18 protein-coding genes are annotated in these 21,822 nt (G+C 36.3%); 10 read left to right on the top strand and 8 right to left on the bottom strand.

The window, feature by feature from the left end:
- Window positions 1–1,462: 1,462 nt before the first annotated feature.
- The 6 genes from KOL94_RS21190 to KOL94_RS21165 all read right to left on the bottom strand — a co-directional run bounded on the left by KOL94_RS21190 (window position 1,463) and on the right by KOL94_RS21165 (window position 10,251).
- Complete coding sequence (locus tag KOL94_RS21190; RefSeq protein ID WP_221568687.1) at window positions 1,463–3,148, bottom strand: DUF2207 domain-containing protein; 1,686 nt, start codon at window positions 3,146–3,148, stop codon at window positions 1,463–1,465.
- Between the two features lie 477 nt (window positions 3,149–3,625).
- Window positions 3,626–4,678, bottom strand: coding sequence for an alpha/beta hydrolase (locus KOL94_RS21185; RefSeq protein WP_221568686.1), 1,053 nt, complete (start codon window positions 4,676–4,678; stop codon window positions 3,626–3,628).
- A 971-nt stretch (window positions 4,679–5,649) separates the two neighbouring features.
- Window positions 5,650–6,516, bottom strand: coding sequence for an SDR family oxidoreductase (locus KOL94_RS21180; RefSeq protein WP_221568685.1), 867 nt, complete (start codon window positions 6,514–6,516; stop codon window positions 5,650–5,652).
- A gap of 1,210 nt (window positions 6,517–7,726) precedes the next feature.
- Window positions 7,727–8,284 carry an NADPH-dependent FMN reductase gene (locus tag KOL94_RS21175; RefSeq protein ID WP_221568684.1) on the bottom strand — a complete coding sequence of 186 codons (558 nt, stop codon included), beginning with the start codon at window positions 8,282–8,284 and terminating at the stop codon, window positions 7,727–7,729.
- 216 nt (window positions 8,285–8,500) lie between these two features.
- Complete coding sequence (locus KOL94_RS21170; RefSeq protein WP_221568683.1) at window positions 8,501–9,103, bottom strand: response regulator transcription factor; 603 nt, start codon at window positions 9,101–9,103, stop codon at window positions 8,501–8,503.
- Window positions 9,100–10,251: a sensor histidine kinase gene (locus KOL94_RS21165; protein ID WP_221568682.1), complete on the bottom strand. Its 1,152-nt coding sequence runs from the start codon at window positions 10,249–10,251 to the stop codon at window positions 9,100–9,102. Before KOL94_RS21165 ends, KOL94_RS21170 begins: the two co-directional genes overlap by 4 nt.
- 735 nt (window positions 10,252–10,986) lie before the next feature.
- On the opposite strand from KOL94_RS21165, the gene KOL94_RS21160 reads away from it, so the two are divergent.
- The 6 genes from KOL94_RS21160 to KOL94_RS21135 all read left to right on the top strand — a co-directional run bounded on the left by KOL94_RS21160 (window position 10,987) and on the right by KOL94_RS21135 (window position 15,741).
- A complete protein-coding gene (locus KOL94_RS21160) occupies window positions 10,987–11,592 on the top strand; it encodes a TetR/AcrR family transcriptional regulator (RefSeq protein WP_221568681.1) in 606 nt (201 codons plus the stop codon).
- Window positions 11,593–11,758: 166 nt separating this feature from the next.
- Window positions 11,759–12,217 carry a hypothetical protein gene (locus KOL94_RS21155; RefSeq protein ID WP_260412581.1) on the top strand — a complete coding sequence of 153 codons (459 nt, stop codon included), beginning with the start codon at window positions 11,759–11,761 and terminating at the stop codon, window positions 12,215–12,217.
- Between the two features lie 624 nt (window positions 12,218–12,841).
- Window positions 12,842–13,042 (top strand): hypothetical protein, encoded by a 201-nt coding sequence (locus KOL94_RS21150; protein ID WP_221568679.1) that lies wholly within the window; start codon window positions 12,842–12,844, stop codon window positions 13,040–13,042.
- 278 nt (window positions 13,043–13,320) lie between these two features.
- Entirely contained in the window at window positions 13,321–13,659 is a 339-nt protein-coding gene (locus KOL94_RS21145) for a hypothetical protein (protein ID WP_221568678.1), read from the top strand.
- A gap of 235 nt (window positions 13,660–13,894) precedes the next feature.
- Entirely contained in the window at window positions 13,895–14,740 is an 846-nt protein-coding gene (locus KOL94_RS21140; protein ID WP_221568677.1) for an arylamine N-acetyltransferase family protein, read from the top strand.
- A 392-nt stretch (window positions 14,741–15,132) separates the two neighbouring features.
- The gene (locus KOL94_RS21135) at window positions 15,133–15,741 is read left to right on the top strand and encodes a CGNR zinc finger domain-containing protein (RefSeq protein ID WP_260412580.1); all 609 of its coding nucleotides are present in this window, start codon (window positions 15,133–15,135) and stop codon (window positions 15,739–15,741) included.
- Between the two features lie 201 nt (window positions 15,742–15,942).
- Here KOL94_RS21135 and KOL94_RS21130 read toward each other — a convergent pair whose 3' ends face one another.
- Together KOL94_RS21130 and KOL94_RS21125 are read right to left on the bottom strand one after the other, a co-directional pair.
- Complete coding sequence (locus tag KOL94_RS21130; protein WP_311775205.1) at window positions 15,943–16,155, bottom strand: M23 family metallopeptidase; 213 nt, start codon at window positions 16,153–16,155, stop codon at window positions 15,943–15,945.
- Window positions 16,156–16,970: 815 nt separating this feature from the next.
- On the bottom strand, window positions 16,971–17,837 hold the full coding sequence (locus KOL94_RS21125; protein WP_221568675.1) for an SDR family oxidoreductase: 867 nt from the start codon (window positions 17,835–17,837) through the stop codon (window positions 16,971–16,973).
- Window positions 17,838–18,436: 599 nt separating this feature from the next.
- Between KOL94_RS21125 and KOL94_RS21120 the strand changes: the two genes are divergently transcribed.
- The 4 genes from KOL94_RS21120 to KOL94_RS21105 all read left to right on the top strand — a co-directional run bounded on the left by KOL94_RS21120 (window position 18,437) and on the right by KOL94_RS21105 (window position 21,185).
- Window positions 18,437–18,643 carry a hypothetical protein gene (locus KOL94_RS21120; RefSeq protein ID WP_221568674.1) on the top strand — a complete coding sequence of 69 codons (207 nt, stop codon included), beginning with the start codon at window positions 18,437–18,439 and terminating at the stop codon, window positions 18,641–18,643.
- Between the two features lie 211 nt (window positions 18,644–18,854).
- Complete coding sequence (locus KOL94_RS21115) at window positions 18,855–19,235, top strand: hypothetical protein (RefSeq protein WP_221568673.1); 381 nt, start codon at window positions 18,855–18,857, stop codon at window positions 19,233–19,235.
- Window positions 19,236–19,946: 711 nt separating this feature from the next.
- Window positions 19,947–20,474, top strand: coding sequence for a cupin domain-containing protein (locus tag KOL94_RS21110; RefSeq protein WP_260412579.1), 528 nt, complete (start codon window positions 19,947–19,949; stop codon window positions 20,472–20,474).
- Between the two features lie 234 nt (window positions 20,475–20,708).
- Window positions 20,709–21,185: a DinB family protein gene (locus KOL94_RS21105; protein WP_221568672.1), complete on the top strand. Its 477-nt coding sequence runs from the start codon at window positions 20,709–20,711 to the stop codon at window positions 21,183–21,185.
- Window positions 21,186–21,822: the final 637 nt, after the last annotated feature.

Below are 21,822 nucleotides of genomic sequence, written 5' to 3'. Positions count from 1 at the left end.
TTTTTATTCATGTTTGTCTTTTGTACAATACTGTATCCAATGCACACACCATTGAGATAGCTATCACAAAAGAACTCGATACCACACCGATACGCAGGTTATATTCAGCGATGACCTCTGCTCCTAAAAATTGAATAGCCACATGATCTTGCAAGACCGATAAAGTTGCAACGTACCTAGCCCTATAGAAATAGCTAAGGTAAATCCACTTGGCCATCGGTCTACGTCCTTATGTTGATGAATTAACTCCCTCTAAAACCTTCTGACTCCTCTCCCCTTCCTTATTTTTGTTTTAATAATTCGCAATTTCCCAATTTACAAATGACCTTACCACACTTAAAAGACAAAAAAATAATGATTTATATTAACCCTTCACTAATGAACCACAAATCACTAATGGTTCACCACTTCTTTTTTCGAGGATCTTATAAATTAAGTTAAAATTAGAACAAAATGTTTAATTTTTATTATGTCATCCGATTGTTTCCGTCTTTTGAATGTATTGGAATTTTACAAGTTCTGCGAAAACTGTTCCAGTAACATTTATATTTATGCAAAAGATAAAAGTTGTAAGGTCGAACGACTGCCAAGCTTAGTTTCTTTTCTGATAAGTCTTCACTGTCGGTATCTTATGATTGTGGTAGAAGGCGAACATTCAATGGAGGATAAGATTTTTCTTAAAAAGTTGTTAAAATCGACTGATTCTCATCAAACAAAAGTTATACAGTGAACTCTTAATTTTAGATTAAATTACAGGTGGTCCCCATTAAATACTTGTGATTTTTTATTTTGGAGAGGGGAATCCGTTTTCGGACAGGATCTTATATAAATTATAGTTTAGTACGGTACGTGAAATTTAAATTGTTTATAAAGGGTTCAAATATAAATATAAATATATAAAACATGATCTATTCGGTCTCTCCCCTCAAGAGGGAGACTTCTTTTGAAAAAACATTAAAGTAGCTCTAATTCAACTTTTTTGGATTAGTTCTTCTACCCTAAATAGTGTATTTGAGCTGGTTTTACGTATGTTCACTCACTCTCTTCTAAACCAGTTTAATCTAATATCATTGTCGCCTCGTCCGGATAAGCAGACCAATTGATTGATTTCGTTATACACTTTCCACTTTCCCACCTTATGATTCCCCCGAACTCTAGTTAGCTACAATGAATCTATCATACTATTATCGGGTTATTATTGGTAAAAAAGTGTTAGATGAAGAAAGGATTTTATTCTTTCTTCAAGTGATAGAAAAAAGACGCAGTCCATTTTCGAAGCTACTGCAAAAATACAAATTTTTATAAACAAAAAATGGTCAAAGAAAAACGAGCCTTCAGAATCGTTTCTAAGGCTTGTTTGGCATACTGGGAGACATTTTTGTACCCCCTAAAATCATACGTTTTTCGAAAACCACCACTTTTGCAGTGCCCTCTTTTCGGGTTTGCGTCTTTCTGTATGTTTCTAAAAGGCTCCTGAACCGCCTCCTCCTGAACTGGTGGAGCTGCTTGCTGCTGCTCCTGCTCCTGCCGATTTGTCAGCGGATTCGAAACCGGATGTAATAGTAGAAGACAATAGGAGCATTGTTGTGAGATCCGTTGTAGAGTAAGCTGCCTCGGAGTGACTCGCCTTCGGGTTGTAGAAGGCTTTCGTAAACTCTTCATTTTTCTCCATCATGCTTTCATTTTTCGTTCCTAAGCCGTAGATGAAGGTACGCGTCCGTTCTTCCTCTGTCCATCCCTTCCAGTCTTCTGCATTCAGGCGCTTGAGCCTTTCCGAGAAGGCTTTCCATTCAAATGAAATCAATGCGCCTTCCCATGTCTTCGGGTTATAGCCAATGATGTAGATGAATACAGAGACAAGCAGAACCAGGGTGATGATGAACGATAGAAACAGTCCATACATCGGGAATAAAATCAGGAACGGCAACAGTAGGATGCATGATAAGCCGACGATCCAGCGATGCTTCGCTGTTTTTCCATATAAGTCATGTCCCTTCACTTCTTTTCCGACTGCTTCACGCCATTTGGCCTGGTAATAACGGTATTTTTCATGGTTTTTCTTTTGTTTCGCGTATCGGGTCAAATCATCCAAGCTGAACGCTCCATTGCTGCCGATTTCATCAAACAGCCATTCGATCAAGATTGTTTCATGATTCAATGCGTTCTTTCGATCGACGACACGGAAACGTTCGTCAGAAACCTGTTCAACGAATTCTTTTCGCACCAAATCAAGCAATGCCGCCGACAATGCTTCTGATCGGAGCTGTTTATAGTAGGTGAAATAGATGGTTGCCGGCAGGCTCATGCGCTGCTTCGGAACATTGCAGGAAAGATCGGCTTCCCGTTCAACCGCTCGCTTGAGGTCGAGGCTTTTTTTCCAGTATAGAAAAACGAGTAAAAGCAAGACGACGGTAAAGCCAGGAATCCCAATCATCGCAATCGTTGAAAGCAATTCACGCCTATCTTCTCTTGCTGTCACCTGTTCGTGCAGCTCCTGTTCCGCCTTGAGAATTTCGTCCTTCATCGTTTTTTCAGAAGCGGTTGCAGTTGGAAAGAGCTGCAGATCAACTGCAACTCGGATATTCCCCTTCGTATTGTCAGGAACCTCGCCGAAATGAAAAACAACTGTTCCATCTGATTGAATCGTTTCTGTATTGTAGGCTTCATCATAGCCGAATGCGATGACATCGTCCGTTCCTGATGGAGGGTGGACGGTTACGGTTAGGTTTTCATAGGTGGACTCATTGCTTTGATCAAAGAACGGCCAATAGAACTCTGCAACATCCGAGTAGACATCGACGCCATCCCTGATTATGTAATTGAGGTTGACCGTGACCGTTTCGTCTTCGCCCTTCCGGTGGACTTTATAAAGATGATCTTCCTTTTCAACCTTTAAGGATTTTCCATCTTCAGATGCCTTGAACCCGGTTATTTTCGTTCCTTCTTTTGGAATCAGTTCTCTTGTGATTCCGTTAAAATCTCCTTCAAACAAGTATGTGTGCGTTTCTTTAACTTTTACGTTTCCATTTTCTTGCAAAAATGCGTCGATTTGGGTGCGAGTGATCGAATACTCCACCGCTAGCGCTTGCGCTGGAAACAATAACATCAATAAACCAACGATCATGAAAGGAATGAATCGTTTCAGCATCCAATTATCACCTCTTTCATTATATAATAGTCTCTTCCCTTGATTGCTCTAGTCTTTCGACTAGGGCTTTTTTATCGTTTCACCCTCAAAACAGGGATGCGAACAAATTTTCCTCTTGACAAATTAACATCCCCCAAAAATCGAGTTGAAGACCTAAAAATTACTCGAAATGGGGGAAATTCAATGCTTCAAAACGTTCGTTCTTACCAATCTTATCTTCACTTTGTCGTTGAACAATCAACAATCCACTTCAAGGACAAAACCTTCTTAAGGGACTTCTACTTCGAACCCATCGTCTGGTGTTCATTAATGGATCTAACCGAAACCGCAAACCTGCTTAAACATCGGTATTCCTCGAACCCTCAAGGAAGGAAACCACGCAATCCTTGTGATATGCTTCGTAGTTTACTGCTTATGCATCAACAACATATAACAGGGGGTTTTTCATTGGGATGAGAGCTGTTCTTTGTTAATGGATCATTTAACTTTCGGTCCTACTTTGCGATTCACCCAATCTAGGACTGCTTGAAAAAAATCAGGAGCGTTACGTTCGTAGGTAAGGTTATGGCTCGCGTTTTTCACAACATATCCTTCTAGTAACGTATCTGGATTGGAGAAATATTCTTTTTCGCGATTGACAATGGTCGCACCATCAGTGCAAGGTAATTGTTCATTACAAAGCAAAGGATCTTTATCTCCCACAACCAAGAAGATGGGAGTATCAATACCTTGTGCAAAATTAGGATCGTTATATTCTCCAAATGTAGATAATTCACCTGTGGTTCCTGTTTGTCGTAGTTCCTTATCATCCAACTCGAGTAAAGCGGGATCAGCATTATAGAAAAAAAGCTTTTTTCGTGCTGGATATTGGATCGAAAGATAGTCTGGTGGCAAGTTTTCATCCTTAAATTTGGGATCAAGATTCGCTGGTTGTGAATGAGAAACTTCATATTCAACCGTTTCAGGATCCATATCATGGAGCATGCCTGTGAGAATCAAGCCATCGACATCCACATTCTTCGCAACAGCAACCGAAATAATGGAACCTAGTGAATGACCAACTAATATCAATTTGGAAAATTTCACGCCACCCATTCCAGAACGAAGCTGTTCAATCACTTGTTGTACCACATAAGCATTGCTGTCAACAGTTATTTTAGATCCTGGTGGATGATCACTTTCACCGACACCGATACGATCGAGACTAAACGTGACATAGCCAGCTTGAATCTGTCTGTTCACGTATGAATATTTTTCTGGTTGATAGGGTAAATCCCAATAAGATTTTCCCATCGTAAAGCCATGAACGAGGACTTGTAGTGTTTTCCCTTCCAATGATTCCTTACTACAAAGCTTCCCTACAACATTGTATTCTTTAGGCAAATCCGGGGCTAAGGACACAGGAATTTTGTAAGTACTACACTTTTTCCCTTCAAGTGAATCAGCATAGGATACAAAAGATGGTTGAAAGAGCAGCGAGGTAAGTAGAACGCTACTACTAAGTGTCACAAGCAAACGAATTATCTTCAATCTTTTTCCCTCCTTCGAAAGCGGTTGCATTTAGAGAATTATAAAATGCTTAAAAAGATAGTTTCCATTGGACAACCTTCCGTATAATCAGACAATTCTTCAATCGGCGAGCCATTCTTCAACAAATGTCCATAGACACCAACATTTACAGCCCTTTCAAAATAGCCAGGGCGAGCAAATGTAGTTAGGATGATAACTCTACCCCTGAATTAAACTGCTTTTTAGCTTTTCTGCGACTTCTAGTCCACGTAAATAGGCATTTCAATATCTGTTAAAAAACATCGGGATTTAATTTTTTTATCAAATCCAAAGCCTCTTTCCCATTCATTGCTTGTCCCAATTACTTCCACATCCACAACAAATTGATTGATCAAGGTGATCAAGCGGCTAAGTGAAATGACTAGAGTATCGGGGTACAACGTGGACCCGACACGGTATCTCGTCAAAACGGATCTTTAAATGGAAAGGACAAAGGGTCTTGTTCAAAGGGTACAATAAAAGGACGGAACTCGATAAATTTTAATCGAGTTGAAGGGGGACTCCCCCTCCCTCTTACAAAACTGTAAGTATATACCCGGTTTTCCGTAAAAACCAGCTTGTTTATCTATGATTGAATACGTAATCACGTGCTAATACTCATTATTGAACGTTCGATAGAGCTTTTGGACTCTGACTACGCATTTTCGGTTTAATGTTGTGATCTAATTTTTAATGCTTTTTCCGAGGATTCAAGATTATAACATTAGTTGTTTGGTTTTGAAAAAAGCGTTGCCTATTTTTTAAATTAAAATTTACACTAGCTAGGATAGATTATTTTGTATTTCATCCCAAAGATCTGGCACTTGCTCTTCTAATGCATTGACTAAAATGTTTCTGCATTACATCACATAGAAACTAGCAACTATATTACCACTGAAGATTCATCCATTCCTTCACAAATAGTCATGATAGTTACAGTAGTGGGCTTTCAATTAAACAATAGCATTAAAATAATCCTTGATCTTATGGTTTCCGTACATTGGTGCAATTACATCATGGGTCATCGCGTTTATGAAAAATTGGTATAACCCATAATGATGTTTACTGAAAAATCCTATCCCGACAGATACCGGCTTTAGTAAGCCAACTGGAATGTGTATTATGTTTTTCTTCTGGTTGAATACATCAAAAGCATGTTGTATGATTTGTTCATATGTAAGGATTTCAGGCCCGCCAATTTCAAGAATTTGATTTGTCTCGGAGAACGATTGTATACAAAATCGTGCCAAGTCTTCACCATGAATCGGATTCATTCTCGTTCTTCCGTCACCTATCAAGTAGACTCTACCTTTTTTTGCCATATTCAAGAACTGTGTTAAGTCGGAAAAATACCCAGTAGGTCTGACTATAATATGATCAACGTTTGACTCTATTAACGCTTTAACAAAACGCTTTTTCGCTTCAATCAAGGGCCCTGCTTCCTTCAAATCATCGTCGAGGCAAACATGGATATACATAAATTTATCGACCTGGCTACTTTCAGCTTCCTTTAGTAAGTTGATATTCCCTTGATAATCAACATTATGAAAGGTCAAACCATCTTTTTGCCTTGTAATGCCAACTGAGGAAAAAACATAGTCAATGTTATTACAAATATGTTTTAATGTTTCTGGTTTTGTGATGTCACCAATAGTTACTTCATCAACATTTGGGATAGGAGGATCTAGGAATTTCCCTGGTTGGGTCAATTTATTTGGATGTCTTACCAAAACTTTTGTGTAAAATCCTTGATTCTTTAATGCCGTTACAATATACCTGCCGAGATAACCCGTGGCACCTGCAACTAATACCCGTTTCATATCTATCCCTTCTCCCTATTAAACCTTCTTAAGAATTGTCCTCTAGCTAGTAAAATTTTAATTTTGGCATCCTTGCCAACATTCCTTCAATTTTTTTACATTTGAAGCCTTATTAAAGATATAAATAGGGTACTTAAAATACTTATTCTTTAGATTGAATTCAATAGTTCATTAAAGGGAAAACAAGAAAGGGGATCACCCTTAACTATACGACTTTTTGCAGGAACATCTCTATACCGGAATAGTGATTTCACAAAACGTTTTGTAGTCGTAGACTTTTGTTCAGAAAAAGTTTGATTAAAATAGACTCTTGATATGTTTGATGATGCTTTATTAGTCGTTGTATAATAGGAAATATGCTTTTAAGATCTTCCACGTCTTAAATAATACTTATGGGTGTTTTTTGACTCGAAAATAACTTTTAAAACTCGTATAGAGCAAACAAAAAGAGATCTTTCTACATAACGACAAGAGAATACCCCTGATTCACATGATCAGCAATGCTTAAATGTCCATCATTTCCACCACTTGTCAACTGAATTCCTGCTTTTTGCACATCATTTTTAAGATCAAAAAATTTTGGTATAATATTTACATGCCCCTTTAACAATACCTAAATCTTGAACTTCTTTAAATATAAAGTGGAATATATGATCTGGATCATCAAACTCTTGGATCCATTGTGTCCCTTGTCCATCAAAATAAATCTTTACCTCATACCCTTCTTCATGTAATCTTGTCCATATGTCAAGTCATGGTATGCTCGTCCACCATCGTGTTCTCCAGCTGTATTATGATTAAATTTTTTTTGCCATTGTTCTTTTCCTCCTAAGTTTTAATTTTAGGATTGAAGATGATAAACCCCAAAAACCATCAATAAATAGATGAATTTTGTTAAAGTTTAGTATAAAATGAATAAAAACAAGTGATATTGATATTTATAATACATTTTTTAAAATAAAATGTTCTATAAAATATTCACCCCTTTTACCTTTTTTAATCCTTTGAATTGAAGCATACTTCACTGTTGTACGACATTGTAGTTACATTTGTAATTTTTTTAAATGACAAATGTCACAATCTATGGTAAATTATCGGCTGTTTTCCCCGGGATTAAATGGGCACCTTCTAATTAAAGATTTACTATACACGACCAAAAGAACGATTAGTAAAAAAATTAAACCTCTCTTAAAAGAAAGGTTTAATTTTTTTAATTTCGCAAAACACTCAATGCATCGCTCCAAGAAATAACTTGGTCAATCATTATATTGACCGATTCTACCTGATGGGCAGCTGGCTTTAAATTTTTGAAATTCTCAAAATCTGTAAAAAGCGAAAGTGCAACTTGTGCACGGACGTCAGCAACCATAAGTTCCCCCATGATCAGCCGCAAGTTCTCAACCGCACGCGTCCCTCCATTGCCACCATATCCTACAAAACCTGCAGCTTTGTTGTTCCATTCCTTAAACAGAAAGTCAATTGCATTTTTAAGTGCGCCGGACGTGGCATGGTTATATTCAGGCGTAACGAAGATATAACCATCGAAGGAAGCAATTTTTTCAGACCATTTTTTCGTATGGGACTTGGTGTACTGTCCTGATAATGCCCCCATTGGCTCATCGAGCAACGGAAGATTAAAATCTGCAATATCGACAATCTCAAATTCGGCATCCGTACGCTCCTTCGCAACACTGTGTACCCATTGAGCAACTGCCTCACCATTTCGTCCTGGTCTAGTACTTCCGATGATAATCGCTATTTTTTGCATAATGTGTTCCTCCTTGAATTTATTTTGAAGTTTTTAGAAATCATTCCCAATGTATTTACCATACTTTTCATTGCTTGTGGTTTCTTAACAATTTTAGAAAGAAACACACCCTTGCTCAACTGGATAACCAAAGGGATAGGAAGCTAAAGCAACGAGATATCCCAATGTTATTATTTAGAAACCTTCGAATAAAAGAGTTCCGAAATGCTTTAACTATCAGATCCAACCTTTTTTTTCAGCGATGCTTACCGCTTCGATCCGGTTTTTTGATTCTAATTTATGAATTATTTCTGACATGTAGTTCCGTACTGTCCCGTGGGAAAGATACAAATTTTCAGTGATCTCTTTTGTCTTCATTCCGGAGGCAGCTAGTTTCAATATTTCTTGCTCTCTATCAGTTAAAGGATTTTCTTTCCTCATAACATTAATCATTAGTTCAGGAGTATACACTCGATGCCCTTGGACAACCTTCCGGATCGAATCAGACAATTCTTCAATTGAGCCATCCTTTAATAAATATCCATGGACATCAGCTTTTACAGCCCGTTCAAAATAGCCAGGGCGAGCAAATGTGGTTAGGATGATAACTCTACATGAATTGGATTGTTTTTTTAGTTTTTCTGCGACTTCTAGTCCACTGTAAAAAGGCATTTCGATATCTGTTAAAAAAACATCGGGATTAAATTTATTTATCAAACCTAAAGCCTCTTTACCATTCATTGCTTGTCCAATCACTTCCATATCTTCTTCCATATCAAGCAAAGAACCTAGTGCACCCAAAAGCATTTGTTGATCCTCTGCGATCAGGATCCGAATCATAAAACGGCACCTGCTTTCTCCGATTTCTGTACAATCGGTATTTTCATTTTAACAATCGTTCCGTTTTGACTGGAGATGAACAATTCACCATCAATCAGCGCCAATCGTTCCTTCATACCGCTTAACCCGTTACCATTCAGGTCTTTTTCCACAAAACCGATCCCATTATCTTCTACAGTAATGTTTAAAGCACTTGATGACTGGTTAATCTTGATAGAGCACTGTTTTGCCTGACTATGTTTAATGACATTGGTGGTCGATTCCTTTAGACACATACTGATAATGTTTTGTGTAAGAGGTGTTATTTCATCGAAATCTACGTCTAACTCTATGTTAAAAATGACCCCTGCAGTTTGAAAAATTTTTTTGATCTCGATCAGTTCATCTGATAACTTGACTGCTCTCATATCTGAAACCAACTCACGTACCTGTTTTAAAGCCGCACGTGATGTTTTTTCAATTTCTTTTGCTTCTAATTTTATCCGTTCGGGATCTACAGTCGTCAAACGTTCAATCAACTGACTTTTCAATGTAATAAGGGACAATGTATGACCAAGTGTGTCATGAAGGTCCCGTGCGATCCGCATCCGTTCCTCTCGTTTGGCATATTTATCGATCTTTGCATTAGCTCTTTCAAGTTGCTTCTCTAATTCCATACGTTTACCCATCGATCTTATACCAAACGGTATAAATAACATGATAATAATAAATGGAAATAGATAATACAAGTTATAAGTAGTCTGGGTAAAATATAAGTGGTAGACCAGCGGTACAAGCTCTATTATCCACAACATAATCAATCCACTATAAAAATGCCGATTCTTCGGAAACCAACCGATGAAGTTGGCTGGGAAGAATCCCAAAAATAAAAGATTTGGATTGTAAAAAATACCGAAGATGAAGATAATCAGCATCTGCCCAATCAGCCAGACTGGATATTGATATTCATCAATCATTATCGAAAAATAAAACTGTCGATATGAAATAAGAAATAAAGCCAGCATCACATAGCCGAATATCGCCTTCCATCCAGTTTCGTTTATTAAAATGAATGCTGGCATCAATATATATACTACGAAAACGTATGGAAGGATACCGTATCTTTTCGGGAACATCTGAAATTGCCTAAGTTTATGAATTAATTGCATTTAATTTTTACACCGCTTCTTTTTTTCGTCTTATATACATAGATAATAGCATGAAAAGAATGAATTAAGCAGGCATAATAACTAAATTTTTATAATATTGAGAAATTAATTAGTAGTCGCTAGTATTAGATCCTCAAAGATCTCCATTGGCATCCACTTTCTCACGAGTTGCAAGGATCATGTATACGATATCACCATCTAGACTACGAGAAATAGAATTATACCGATTACAGACTTTTTTCCTCTATGGACTTTGTTTAAAGATTCGGCACCCCCTCTCTAAAAGCAGTATCTACCACATTTTTAAAATAATTTTCACATGGTTTTTTCGTTAGCAATTTCTGTGATTCAAATCACTCCAACTAATCGATTTCATTTTAATGATATAAAACTAGAAATTGTAGTAGACAATGTCATAACTTTAGTATGACAAATGTCACTTTTTAGATGTTTTGTTTTAAAATCATACGACAGACAGAATCCAGTTGACTCATTCTATCAACAATCTAACTTGACAAAATAAACAGGACCAACCACTACTGGGATCATCGCTGCAATCCTCGTTCCCATTTCAATTTCCCTAAGGGTACGCTTTAGGTATCATGTATAAATGGATACCCAAATCCATCCTTTGATCCTAGCTCGATCGTTTTTCATAAAATAAATTCCCATTAAAAAATTAATTGACTGTTCGGTCGGTTAGTATTATGATGAGTTTAGAGAGGTGGATTCTTTTTGGAAACATACAATCATGACAAACGTTTTAAAAAAGGCGAGAAAACACGCCTTCATATCTTGAATTCGGCTGTTGAACTGATTGCAAGCAACGGATTAAGATCATTATCAACCGCAAAGTTAGCTAAAGCTAGTAGAGTGAGTAAAAGCACTATATTCCACCATTTTAACTCGAGTGAGGAAGTTTTGATGGCCGCGTTGAATCTAGTGTTTGAGGAAATGCAGAAATTGAACAGAAAAGAAACATACATGAATGTGGAAGATTTTCTCCAGACACTCGGTGATTCTATGTTTCAAACGCCGGAACCGTCTCTTACTTTTTTTAAGGCATTTCTTTCATTTTCTCATGAAAGTTTGTTCAATCCTGCTTATCGAGATATAATTATTTCCTTTGTGGATCAGATGGAGCGTTTCTTTTACATTGAACTTTCAAAACTTGTACCTTCCACAATCGATCCAGCTAAGGTCAAAACTGCAGCTACACTTATCCTTCCAATCATGGATGGCATCGGATATCATTATCTGCTAAACAATGATGTTGAAAAGTATCGGAAAATCTGGTTCATTCAAATAAACAGTATCGTTCAAATGCTTAATCCATCATAGGTATGGGATAGCGTTTCAACATAAAACTGACCGATCGTTTGGTTATATTTATAAGAAGAGGGGATAAAAATTGAAAAGTATCAATGTCCATCCCGTATTTCGGGAACTTTTCGGAAAAAAAATCGCTTTACTGGAAATGTGGCTAGCACTCTTGTTTTGTATAGGGATGTCCGTTATTCTGCTAACTCTGACTTATGGAGATTGGCAAAGATTAGCCGTTTGGAAAATCATGATGATCGTCATGTTAACCATAGATATCACTGGTGGTGTCATAGCCAATTTTTCCTATTCAACCAATGATTATTACCGTTCGAATAGCCGCGCACGCCTGATATTTATCGGAATTCATATTCAGCCAATTATTCTAGCTATGATATTCGGAGAACAATATCTTTTGAGTATTTCAGTATGGGTCTATACAGTTCTATCTGCCTTTTTTGTAAATACATTATATACTTTTCCCAGCCAACGCTTAATTGCAGGGGTGTTATCGGTTTCAGGAATAACTCTCCTACTCTTATTAGCTGGGTATGCTAGCAAACTTTTTCTTGCCTTATTGTCGTTGTATACATTCAAGGTCGTGTTCAGTTTTGCAGTCGATCACTATGGAACAAGAGATTCATAGAAAGTATATGGTCGTCTCAATCTTGTATGAGTAGTTTGAGGATATTTAGAAAGATCTATGAAAAAGGTACTAGAAGGCATTCATTTTTATGGACAGCTGTCATCAAACAAGAGACAAAGAGAAGGAAATTGATTAAACGTTTTTTATGTTTCCAGTGTTTTAATCCATATAGTTTTAATTGATTTTACATAGGGAGGTTGATATATGATCCAAACTGACTGTTTATTATAACCATACTAAAGACGTATTGACGGTTAAGTTTAATCTATATAGTATATAACCATCAATATTATATTTTGGTGGTTATAAAATCATTGGTTGGAATCAAAAAGTTAGTACAAGAAAGTTATTCCTTAAAACCATTAAGGATATATGTTGTTTAATACCTCTTGCAGTGAATAACGCCTTCCCTTCAACACTCAACTTCATTTTGCTCTGCAAAAGTTCGAAAAAGGTGAATATTCCGAACCCTAAGTTGTGTTCTCTTCGACACTTTTACCATAGGAAAATCTCTTTTTGGATCGGTTGTATAAATAAATAGTCGATAGTTTATGGATAACAACCACCAAAAAGAAATTAAAAGGAAAGGTTAGAAGTAAAATGGGTTTCTTCAAGACTTTTATAATGTCAATTACAGCGCTTACATTACTATTTATTTGTATTGGTTTATTAGTTAGCGGCACTTATCAGACTGGACATGAAGAAATGGTGATATCCCTGGAACCATTTGACCCATTCATGTACTTCTGGTTTGCACCACCTCTTTTTACTCCCGTGGTCCTCGACTTATTATGGATCCAGTTTAATCCGAATAAAAAAGATTAAAACAACTTATCTACAACAGGTATTACTTTACCAGTAGGTGTTTATATGGTAGAGGCCCTGGACCACTTCTTAGAAATAACTTTTCTTATTGTCTCCTATCAAATTCCAAAACTGATTACAGATAAATTAACACTTTTGAATTAAGGAGGTAACGATATGGAGAAAAAATTTAAAAAGGATTCTGTACATTTTTTACATTGGAAATTATACATTCCGTTTTCCCTAAAAAGATTCATTCAAGATTCTGTGATTCTTTTTTATAAGGAGACTACAAAACCATGTTTACTTTAGTAAAGAAAAGAACAATTCCTGGTAAGTGCACTCCTAATAAAAAAGTGATATTACGAAAGGGATTTGATCCTTGGAGTGGCGGGACATACGTTTGGGCGCAAATCGTCGGGAAATTTGATCCAGAAAGGGAATGGATTAGTATTGATATCAGCAATGATGGAGGAGTAAGTTGGATGAAAATACCAAACGAGACAAAGTCTAATCCTTATTCAAAGAGCATACGAAAGTCACCAGGGGATAATTGGAAGGTTCGTGTTTGCCATGCCTATAGTGAGGATGGTAACGGAGTAAAAAATGAAGCTTGGACATGTGGTCCATGGTGGTAATCTTTTTATTTAAGGTATTTTAATAATTAAACACATATCGACAGTTTTGAACATTTTAATCGTCCTTATAGTTTGAAGAGTTAATAGGTCTTGACGAAAAGATAGCTCAGAATTATTGAATTAAATAAAAAATACATTTCCTCTGGTAAGTGAAACGGGTAAAAAACTAAAATTGGAAGTAAAGGTTGTTATCTGATTTATATACCTTAATATTACATAGTAAAGGAGACTAAGAATGAGTGAGTTAAATGTGTGGTTCCGAAAAAAACTTCGTATTCCAGAAAACAAGCAGATTACATTTGAAGACTTACACGACATTCTTGAAAAAACCGCAACAGCTTTTCCTTTTGAAAATTTCCGTGTCCTTTCCAACCAATTTGGAATGATTACAAAAGATTACTTAAGACATAAAATATTAGTCAAAAATGAAGGAGGTCTTTGCTATGAATTAAATCCACTGCTCTATTTTTTCTTACTTGATAACGGGTTCAATGCTAAATTGATTCGGGGTGAAGTATTTGATAATGATTCAGGAGAATGGAAAGACCTAGGAAGAACCCATATTGCAATCATTTTGCAAGAGAACGACCGTGACTATTTGGTAGACACAGGGTTTGGTGGGAATCTTCCATTAATGCCTGTCCCTCTTAATAATGAGACTATTTCTTCTAGAAATGGGGAATTTCGCGTCAGACCGATGGAAAGTGATTATGGAGACTCTGTCCTTGACATGAAATTAAAATATAAAGATACAAAATGGAAAATTGGATATGCTTTTGATCCATCACGACCAATCGAGAATATGCATGAATTGAATGATGTACAGGAAATCATTGTTAAACATGAGCAATCTCCCTTTAACAAGACACCTCTGATCACCCGAATGACAGCAGAAGGGAATATCACACTTTCTCCCACATCCGTTACACAATGGGTAAATGGTAAATTAGAGAAGGAACAAATTGACTATCCTACATTTAAGTTATTAGCATACCACTTTTTCGGGGTGGATACATCCAACTTGCCGGGGAACTCTGGAATAACAAACTGGGTATCATCGAGGTGGAAGATGATGAAGTAACTAAATCAAGTAGTTGCTTTTTCTACTATTAAAAAGAAAGTTTTCCTAATATTGCATTCCGTACTTCTGTAAAAATGATTGTAATAATCAAAATGCTTTTCATAAATATAAAAAAACGTATCTAATCCAAGCAGTACGTCGTTTTAACTTCAGTGTTCGATCGGATTATATCTTTGTATTAATTGGGTCAATCAAATATAAATCTGGTTGGCCTTTTAAATTGGATTTTATAAGGAGGGGGTACCTTCCCATACTTTCCAACTGTTGGACCTAACCGGCAATATATTTTATTATGGTTATAGTAAATAAATCAGTTCAATTCATGCCCAGATCACATTTCAAGTTTTATATAAAAATTAAAGGGAGTAGAAAAAATGTCCAAATCATACTTGATGTTAAATGAACGATTATGTTTGGATTTTACCAATACTGTCAGTTGGCATAACAGTGAGGTTACAGGAGAATGGCTGATAAGCTATAGGAAGTTGGTTGACTGGAGCCATCGTGCTGGTATCTTAACAGAAATGCAGGCAAGTACACTTCTTCAAAAAGAAGCGCATCAAGCAAATGAAGCGAATGAGGTGCTGCAACAATCCATTGAATTACGGGAAGCGCTTTACCGGATTTTCAGTTCAGTCGTAAAGAAGGAATCTCCTGCTAAAAAGGATATATCCATATTTAATAAAGTATTAGCCAAAGCTTATCGCACGAGTCATCTCGTTCGAGAAGATAGAACTTTCTCTTTACGATTCGATAAAAGTCAGGACAAATTAGATGGAATGCTCCCACCAATTATCCATTCAGCAGCTGACCTTCTCCTTTCTGAAAAAGATTTAAATAGAATTAAGAAATGTAAAAATGATCCTTGTGGATGGTTATTCTTGGATACAAGCAGAAACCATAGCCGCCGATGGTGTTCAATGGCGCACTGCGGTAATCGCAAAAAAGCACGTCGCTTTTATCAAAATAACAAGGGAGTTAAACAAACGAACTCCCAATAAGGATCAAGTACTCACCTAAAAATAATTTAAAATGCAAGAGTATTAATACTAAGTTTATTAACTACTTTGGGTACGTAACGTTAGCTTTGTATTAGGTGTCGTTTTCAAACTTTTTTATAGGTAGTTGGATCATATGAAATCATTTGCTTGATCTGAGGTATAACTCTACTACATCGCCAGTAGCGAATTAAATAACCGAAATCAAATTGGTAGTGTTTTATTCTGATTGAGTAAGTTTGACAAAATCTCCGCGATAGGCGTCTCATTATTTTCGAGCTGAATACGGATTGATTTGCCCTCTTCTAGATTAGGAAAGTCACCGATTTGAAAGTGAATATGTGACTCACTAGAATTCCCTGAGTTTCCACATAAACCGAGGACATCTCCTTGGTTTACCTTATCGCCGTTTTCCACTTGGATATGTTCACCCTACTCCAATGATTTAATATGCCCCAATACATTAAAGTTTTAATAAATATGGATTGTCTTTTATGTAGTTAAGAATTCTTCCCTTTTTCTATCTCTTTTCTTCTTTTGGAAACTCTTTGAATATAAAAAAATCAAATTAAGCTGTTTCGTAGTGGGAGTCTAAACAATCAAAATTGCAAAAAATCCCTGCTTTTTTATTTCAAGAAGAGATTCATTTATGTTTAACAAATTATACAGTAGCTCTACACCACATTGAATAACCAAATTTTTCTAGTTTCCTTGGAATTTACATATAAAATCATAAAGGAAATCACAACTACCCCTACAGTATTTATTTCTTATCCTGTGAATTGTGGTATGAATTTGGAGCATTATTTTACGAACAGTCTTTCAATAAGAAAAAACGAATGTGATTTCGTGTATGAAGCTTTGAACTTAATGGTTGATGACCCTTAGATGCAGAATGCCGAACAGCTACTTTCGGTACGACATGGCAAATCTGTTTCCTCATTTATATGGAGGGAGAAATTTCAAGTGCTGTTTACCAGAAAATTTTTGTCCCATGTGTAGTCTAACCGGCTAATTATTGATGATCGGATTGATGGCTGCTCTCACCTTTCATCCTTCACTGGTATAAGCATCTCCGTTCTCTGTTATCAAGAATGTCATTACACATAAAATTTGGTTAAAAATAGTTATTTGAGAAATCACCCATGATTTAACCAAAATAACTTGACAATAAGTAGTTTACTAAATTTCTTTATTCAAGTTATGATAATTTTAATAGAAGAAGATCTGTATTAAACAATATCATTAAAATAATTCTTGATCTTATGATTTCCATACATTGGTGCAATCACATTATTCGTCATCACGTTCATAAAGAATCGGTATAATCCATAATAATGTTTACTGACCAATTTCAATCCAACAGATGCCGGTTTTAGGAAGCCAACTGGAATGTGTACGATTTGTTTTTTCTGATTGAATACATCAAAAGCGAGATAAGCGATTTGTTCATATGTAAGTATCTCAGGCCCGCCAATATCTAGCGTTTGGTTTTCTTCAGAGAACGACTGTATACAAAATCGGGCTAAGTCTTCACCGTGAATCGGATTGATTCTCGTTTTCCCGTCACCGATCAAATAAACTCTTCCCTTTTTTGCCATTTTCAAAAACTGGGTTAAGTCAGAAAAATACCCAGTTGGCCTGACTATAATATGATCAACGTTTGACTCTATTAACGCCTTAACAAAACGCTTTTTCGCTTCAATCAAAGGTCCTGCTTCCTTCAAATCATCGTCAAGGTAAACATGGATATACATAAATTTGTCAACATGACTATGCTCAGCTTCTTTTAGTAAGTTGAGATTTCCTTGAAAATCAACATCGTTAAAAGTTAAACGATCTTTTTGTGTTGTAATGCCAACTGAGGAAAAAACATAGTCGATATTATTACAAATATGTTTTAATGTTTCCCGTTTCGTGATATCACCAATGACAACTTCATCGGCATTTGGGATAGAAGGAGCTAGGAATTTCCCTCGTTGGCTTAATTTGTCTGGATGTCTTACCAAAACTTTTGTGTAAAATTCGTGATTCTTTAATGCCGTCACAACATATCTGCCGAGATAACCAGTAGCACCTGCAACTAATACTCGCTTCATATATATCCCTTCTCCTTATATCACCTTTCTTAAGAATGATCCTCCCGTTAGTAACTTTTAATTTCGCTTCCTTGCCAACCAACCTTCCTGTTGTTCCGCTATTGAAAATACTTGATAAAAGGGATAAAAATGTGTTCTTAAAGTAATTATTCATACCAGAAGTTGTCATTTAAACGGTTTATCTTGATATCATTCCTACCATTATTATAACTTTTCCCACCATATAAAAAATTGACATTTGTCATCAGAAAAAATGACAAACATAACTACAAGAGCTGACCAAATCTGAGGTACACTTTTCACCAAAGGAAAGTTTATTTTTATTTAAAAACTTAATCTATATGGTTCACTTAACCTCTTTAGGTACGCTACAGGATAAAACAATGATTAGGTCTAGAAACGTGAAAGGAGGGATTTCTCTTGAAAAAGTTTAGTCTGTTTTTGATTGCGTTTACACTTATATTAGTAACCCCTTTTTCATCAGTTAATGCTGCTGGGAATGGTCGTTGGGATCCTAAGGAGAATTTGGTTTAACCTATAACTCTACGTATGGCTGGTGGGATACGCTAAATGTACACTCTACTGGAGGGGACTTTCATATGACAACATGGACAACTGGCGTTAGATATGAATTATGGGAATATGATCCTGGTTCAAATAATGATGACTTTGTGGGCTTTACCACTGATACGGGCCATACCTTCCGTAATATTGGCAAGTTTGTTGACGGTTCCAATAACAGGGCAGAATTTTATGCTAGGAAATATGTAGGGCATGGTTCTGATTCGGTGTATTTTTATGATTAATTCATGTCACCTTAAATCAGAATGTATCTACATATCCGAAAAGGTCAACTAAAATGAATTGATTTTAGTAGTCTAGGTATATCTTCTATTCAATTCTTTTACTATGAGTGAGTCTCAAAATGACTTACGTAAAAAGTGATCGTTAAATTAAGTTCGTTTTATACAAAGAATAAAAATTATTTAAGGAGGAATTTCCTTTGAAAAAATCAGTTTGTTATTTATCGTCACCTTAACCTTAGTGATCCCCTTTTCTTCTACCTATGCCGCTGGAGAGTGGTATTACAAAGGGGATAGAAAACTAACTTATAATTCAACTTATGGGTTTTATGATACAGCTAATGTTTATACCGGCCGTAGAGAACTTCTTATTAAATCCTATATGACTGTATCGGGGAATTATTATGTGTATGAGTATGATCCCGGGTCTAGGAATGATGATTATATTGGAAAATTAAATAATAACGGCCTCAGAGGTTACACTATTTTTAATATTTCCAATTTTATTGATGGTCCAAACAAAAAGGCTGAAATTTATGTGATGAGCTATAAGAATGGGGGACCATATAGAGATCTTGCTTTTTATGTTAGATGAATTTTTGATTTACAGTAACGGACTGGATTTATCTACTCCTATTTTTTATTCTTATGGGAATAAGAGGGAGCTTATCATTAAAATTTTATATCTCAGCAACTACTAAACTACTTTGGATAGATGTACTTTCCAAAAATACATCTTCACTTTCATGTTTTGCTGTTTGTGTACCCTAACATTATATAGAACATTCTTAGTAATCAACATTAACGAGTAACTCCCTGTCAAAATACCAGTAGTATAGATAATTTTGCTATATTAAAGAGTATCCATCTAGATTGATATAACCCCCGATAGCAATACAGGCAAAAATTACCGTTGTTGTACTAATCAATACAAAAAATAGACCATCCTGTGTCCTGGTATGAACAAAGCAGGCTACTTTTTAAGCCTGAGCCGATCGTTAGTCTACGATCATATAATTACTCGGGACTAAGTTTTTAATTATCAAATCTCACACGAAGCCTATGTCCCAGTTAAAAATCCAATAATGTTTTATCAACATTTCAAGATCCAACGAAGGTTAGTGTAAGTTAATCGTAACATTTCTAGCCCGTATTATTCATAATCCGCTTGGTTTTTATGGTTGTGATTTATTGGTATCACCTCTTTATAAGCAAAATCTTATATTTAATATATATAAAGCTTATTCAAGAAAAGGCCGATAAAAGTTGAATTACTAAATTTGGAAACCGAATAGGGGTGATTCAAATGGTTAGGACAATGGAAGAGGTACTCGTTCATCCGGACGGAACAACAATTACACTTCTGGACCGAGGGACAGATAAACAAGGTGAGTACTTGATTGTTGAACATTTGGTAATGAAACAAGGTGCTATGAATGGCCCTCATTGGCATCCAATTCTAACGGAATCATTTACGGTTAAGGAAGGGAAAATGCGCTTCATAGTAGATGGCAAGGAGCAATTTCTAGGACCTGGTCAACATATTAAGGTTCTTCCCAAACAGGTGCATCAATTCTGGAACCAGAGTAAAGATCGGTTAATCGCTATTCATGAAATTCGACCACCAGGGAACCATTGGAACATGTTCAAGCTCATGCATAAATTAACTAAACAAAACCGATTAAATTCCAAAGGTGTACCTCGGAACCCATTATGGTTAGGGATAGCATGGGAGTGTATAGACGGATATATAGCAGGTCCTCCTATCTTATTTCAAAGGGCAGCATTCGGTGGATTGGCGCGACTGGCACGTTCAATCGGATATCGAATATAACCTATATAAATTGTTCCGCACAAATATTTTTACAATCTGCCCAGACCTCCATCCCTGACAAAAATTTTGCGCCTTGAACGGCTAGACCGACCTTGTCGGGTATAGGGGGAACCGGTAAATGACATAGGCATTGATGGACAGTAACGATACCATACGGAAGGTAAAAGGACGAAAAAGGGAAGATTAAATAGCTAGCGCTCGTCCTGCCTTCCTTTTAAAATGGAGGGATTTATTATGTCAAATGAATTATTTAGTACAGCTAAATCTGTTCGTGAAATGGTCATTCAACAGGTCATATTAATACCAGAAGAGATGTTTGACGTTCAACCTGATCAATTTAACAATACGATTAGATGGAATGTCGGACATATCGCCTTCAGTAATGAGTATCTTCTTTCATTAGGTGTACCGCTTAAATCCACCCTTCCGGATCATTTTACACCATTGTTTAATACAGGAACGAAGCCATCTGAATGGAGTCAAAAACCACCAACTAAAGAAGAACTGATTCATTACCTAACCGAACAGCTTTCAAGTTTACCTCAAATACCTCCAAACATATTTGATCAACAAATGGACCCACCAGTTGAACTGGGACCACTGAAGTTTAAAACGTTTGGTGAGGTATTCAACTTTGCGACCGTCCATGAAACGATACACTTGACGACTATTTCATGTCTTTTAAGAGTACTACAATATCAAAAAGTGTAGGGTGGAATTTACTATACCTTACTTTGAGACCCATGATTATACACGACTCTTCTTTAAAGACTGGGGAGACGGTAATCCTAAACGTATTTCCAGCCAGGTCATATAGTTCCAGGATGTGGATTATCAAATATTTGAATAAAACAAACAATGGACTGCATTGTATATCATATGATCGACCCGGGCATGGCAGCTGATCTTTGTGATAGAGGGTATATCTTCCTCTTACTCCACCTTAATATTGTTAAAACCACTATCCCATTTGTAATTAAAACGCCTAGCGGTACTTTAATTATAAATGAAAATAACTGTGTTTGTGCATGTAAACCATGTAATCAGAAGAAAAGTAACCTTACGGAGAATATATGCTTCGATTTGGAATGAAAAAGGAAGGAATGAAGCCATTGACTTTTTAAAAACAAAAATTACGCAACCTATTAAAACGATAAATCAATAAATCAAATTCACGGGGTTAAGTTTAAGAATCTTAAAGAGCCTTCATACCTCGGATGAGGATAATTTTCACTTCTATATGCTGAGAAATTCAGGTATCAAGGGAGCGTTATGGAATTAACTGCTCCTTTCAAACCGTTTTTATTTTAATATGGTATACTGTTCGCACAGTTACATAAGCAGGGTG

Source organism: Alkalihalobacillus sp. TS-13, assembly GCF_019720915.1.
Taxonomy (GTDB): Bacteria; Bacillota; Bacilli; order Bacillales; family Fictibacillaceae; genus Pseudalkalibacillus.
This window is presented reverse-complemented; position numbering and strand designations above follow the sequence as displayed.

Coding starts and splice junctions, on each gene's coding strand:
- KOL94_RS21190 (WP_221568687.1), bottom strand. CDS start 3,148: ATGCTGAAACGATTCATTCCTTTCATGATCGTTGGTTTATTGATGTTA.
- KOL94_RS21180 (WP_221568685.1), bottom strand. CDS start 6,516: ATGAAACGGGTATTAGTTGCAGGTGCCACGGGTTATCTCGGCAGGTAT.
- KOL94_RS21175 (WP_221568684.1), bottom strand. CDS start 8,284: ATGCAAAAAATAGCGATTATCATCGGAAGTACTAGACCAGGACGAAAT.
- KOL94_RS21170 (WP_221568683.1), bottom strand. CDS start 9,103: ATGATTCGGATCCTGATCGCAGAGGATCAACAAATGCTTTTGGGTGCA.
- KOL94_RS21165 (WP_221568682.1), bottom strand. CDS start 10,251: ATGCAATTAATTCATAAACTTAGGCAATTTCAGATGTTCCCGAAAAGA.
- KOL94_RS21155 (WP_260412581.1), top strand. CDS start 11,759: ATGTCCGTTATTCTGCTAACTCTGACTTATGGAGATTGGCAAAGATTA.
- KOL94_RS21150 (WP_221568679.1), top strand. CDS start 12,842: ATGTCAATTACAGCGCTTACATTACTATTTATTTGTATTGGTTTATTA.
- KOL94_RS21145 (WP_221568678.1), top strand. CDS start 13,321: ATGTTTACTTTAGTAAAGAAAAGAACAATTCCTGGTAAGTGCACTCCT.
- KOL94_RS21140 (WP_221568677.1), top strand. CDS start 13,895: ATGAGTGAGTTAAATGTGTGGTTCCGAAAAAAACTTCGTATTCCAGAA.
- KOL94_RS21135 (WP_260412580.1), top strand. CDS start 15,133: ATGTTAAATGAACGATTATGTTTGGATTTTACCAATACTGTCAGTTGG.
- KOL94_RS21125 (WP_221568675.1), bottom strand. CDS start 17,837: ATGAAGCGAGTATTAGTTGCAGGTGCTACTGGTTATCTCGGCAGATAT.
- KOL94_RS21120 (WP_221568674.1), top strand. CDS start 18,437: ATGACAACATGGACAACTGGCGTTAGATATGAATTATGGGAATATGAT.
- KOL94_RS21110 (WP_260412579.1), top strand. CDS start 19,947: ATGGTTAGGACAATGGAAGAGGTACTCGTTCATCCGGACGGAACAACA.
- KOL94_RS21105 (WP_221568672.1), top strand. CDS start 20,709: ATGTCAAATGAATTATTTAGTACAGCTAAATCTGTTCGTGAAATGGTC.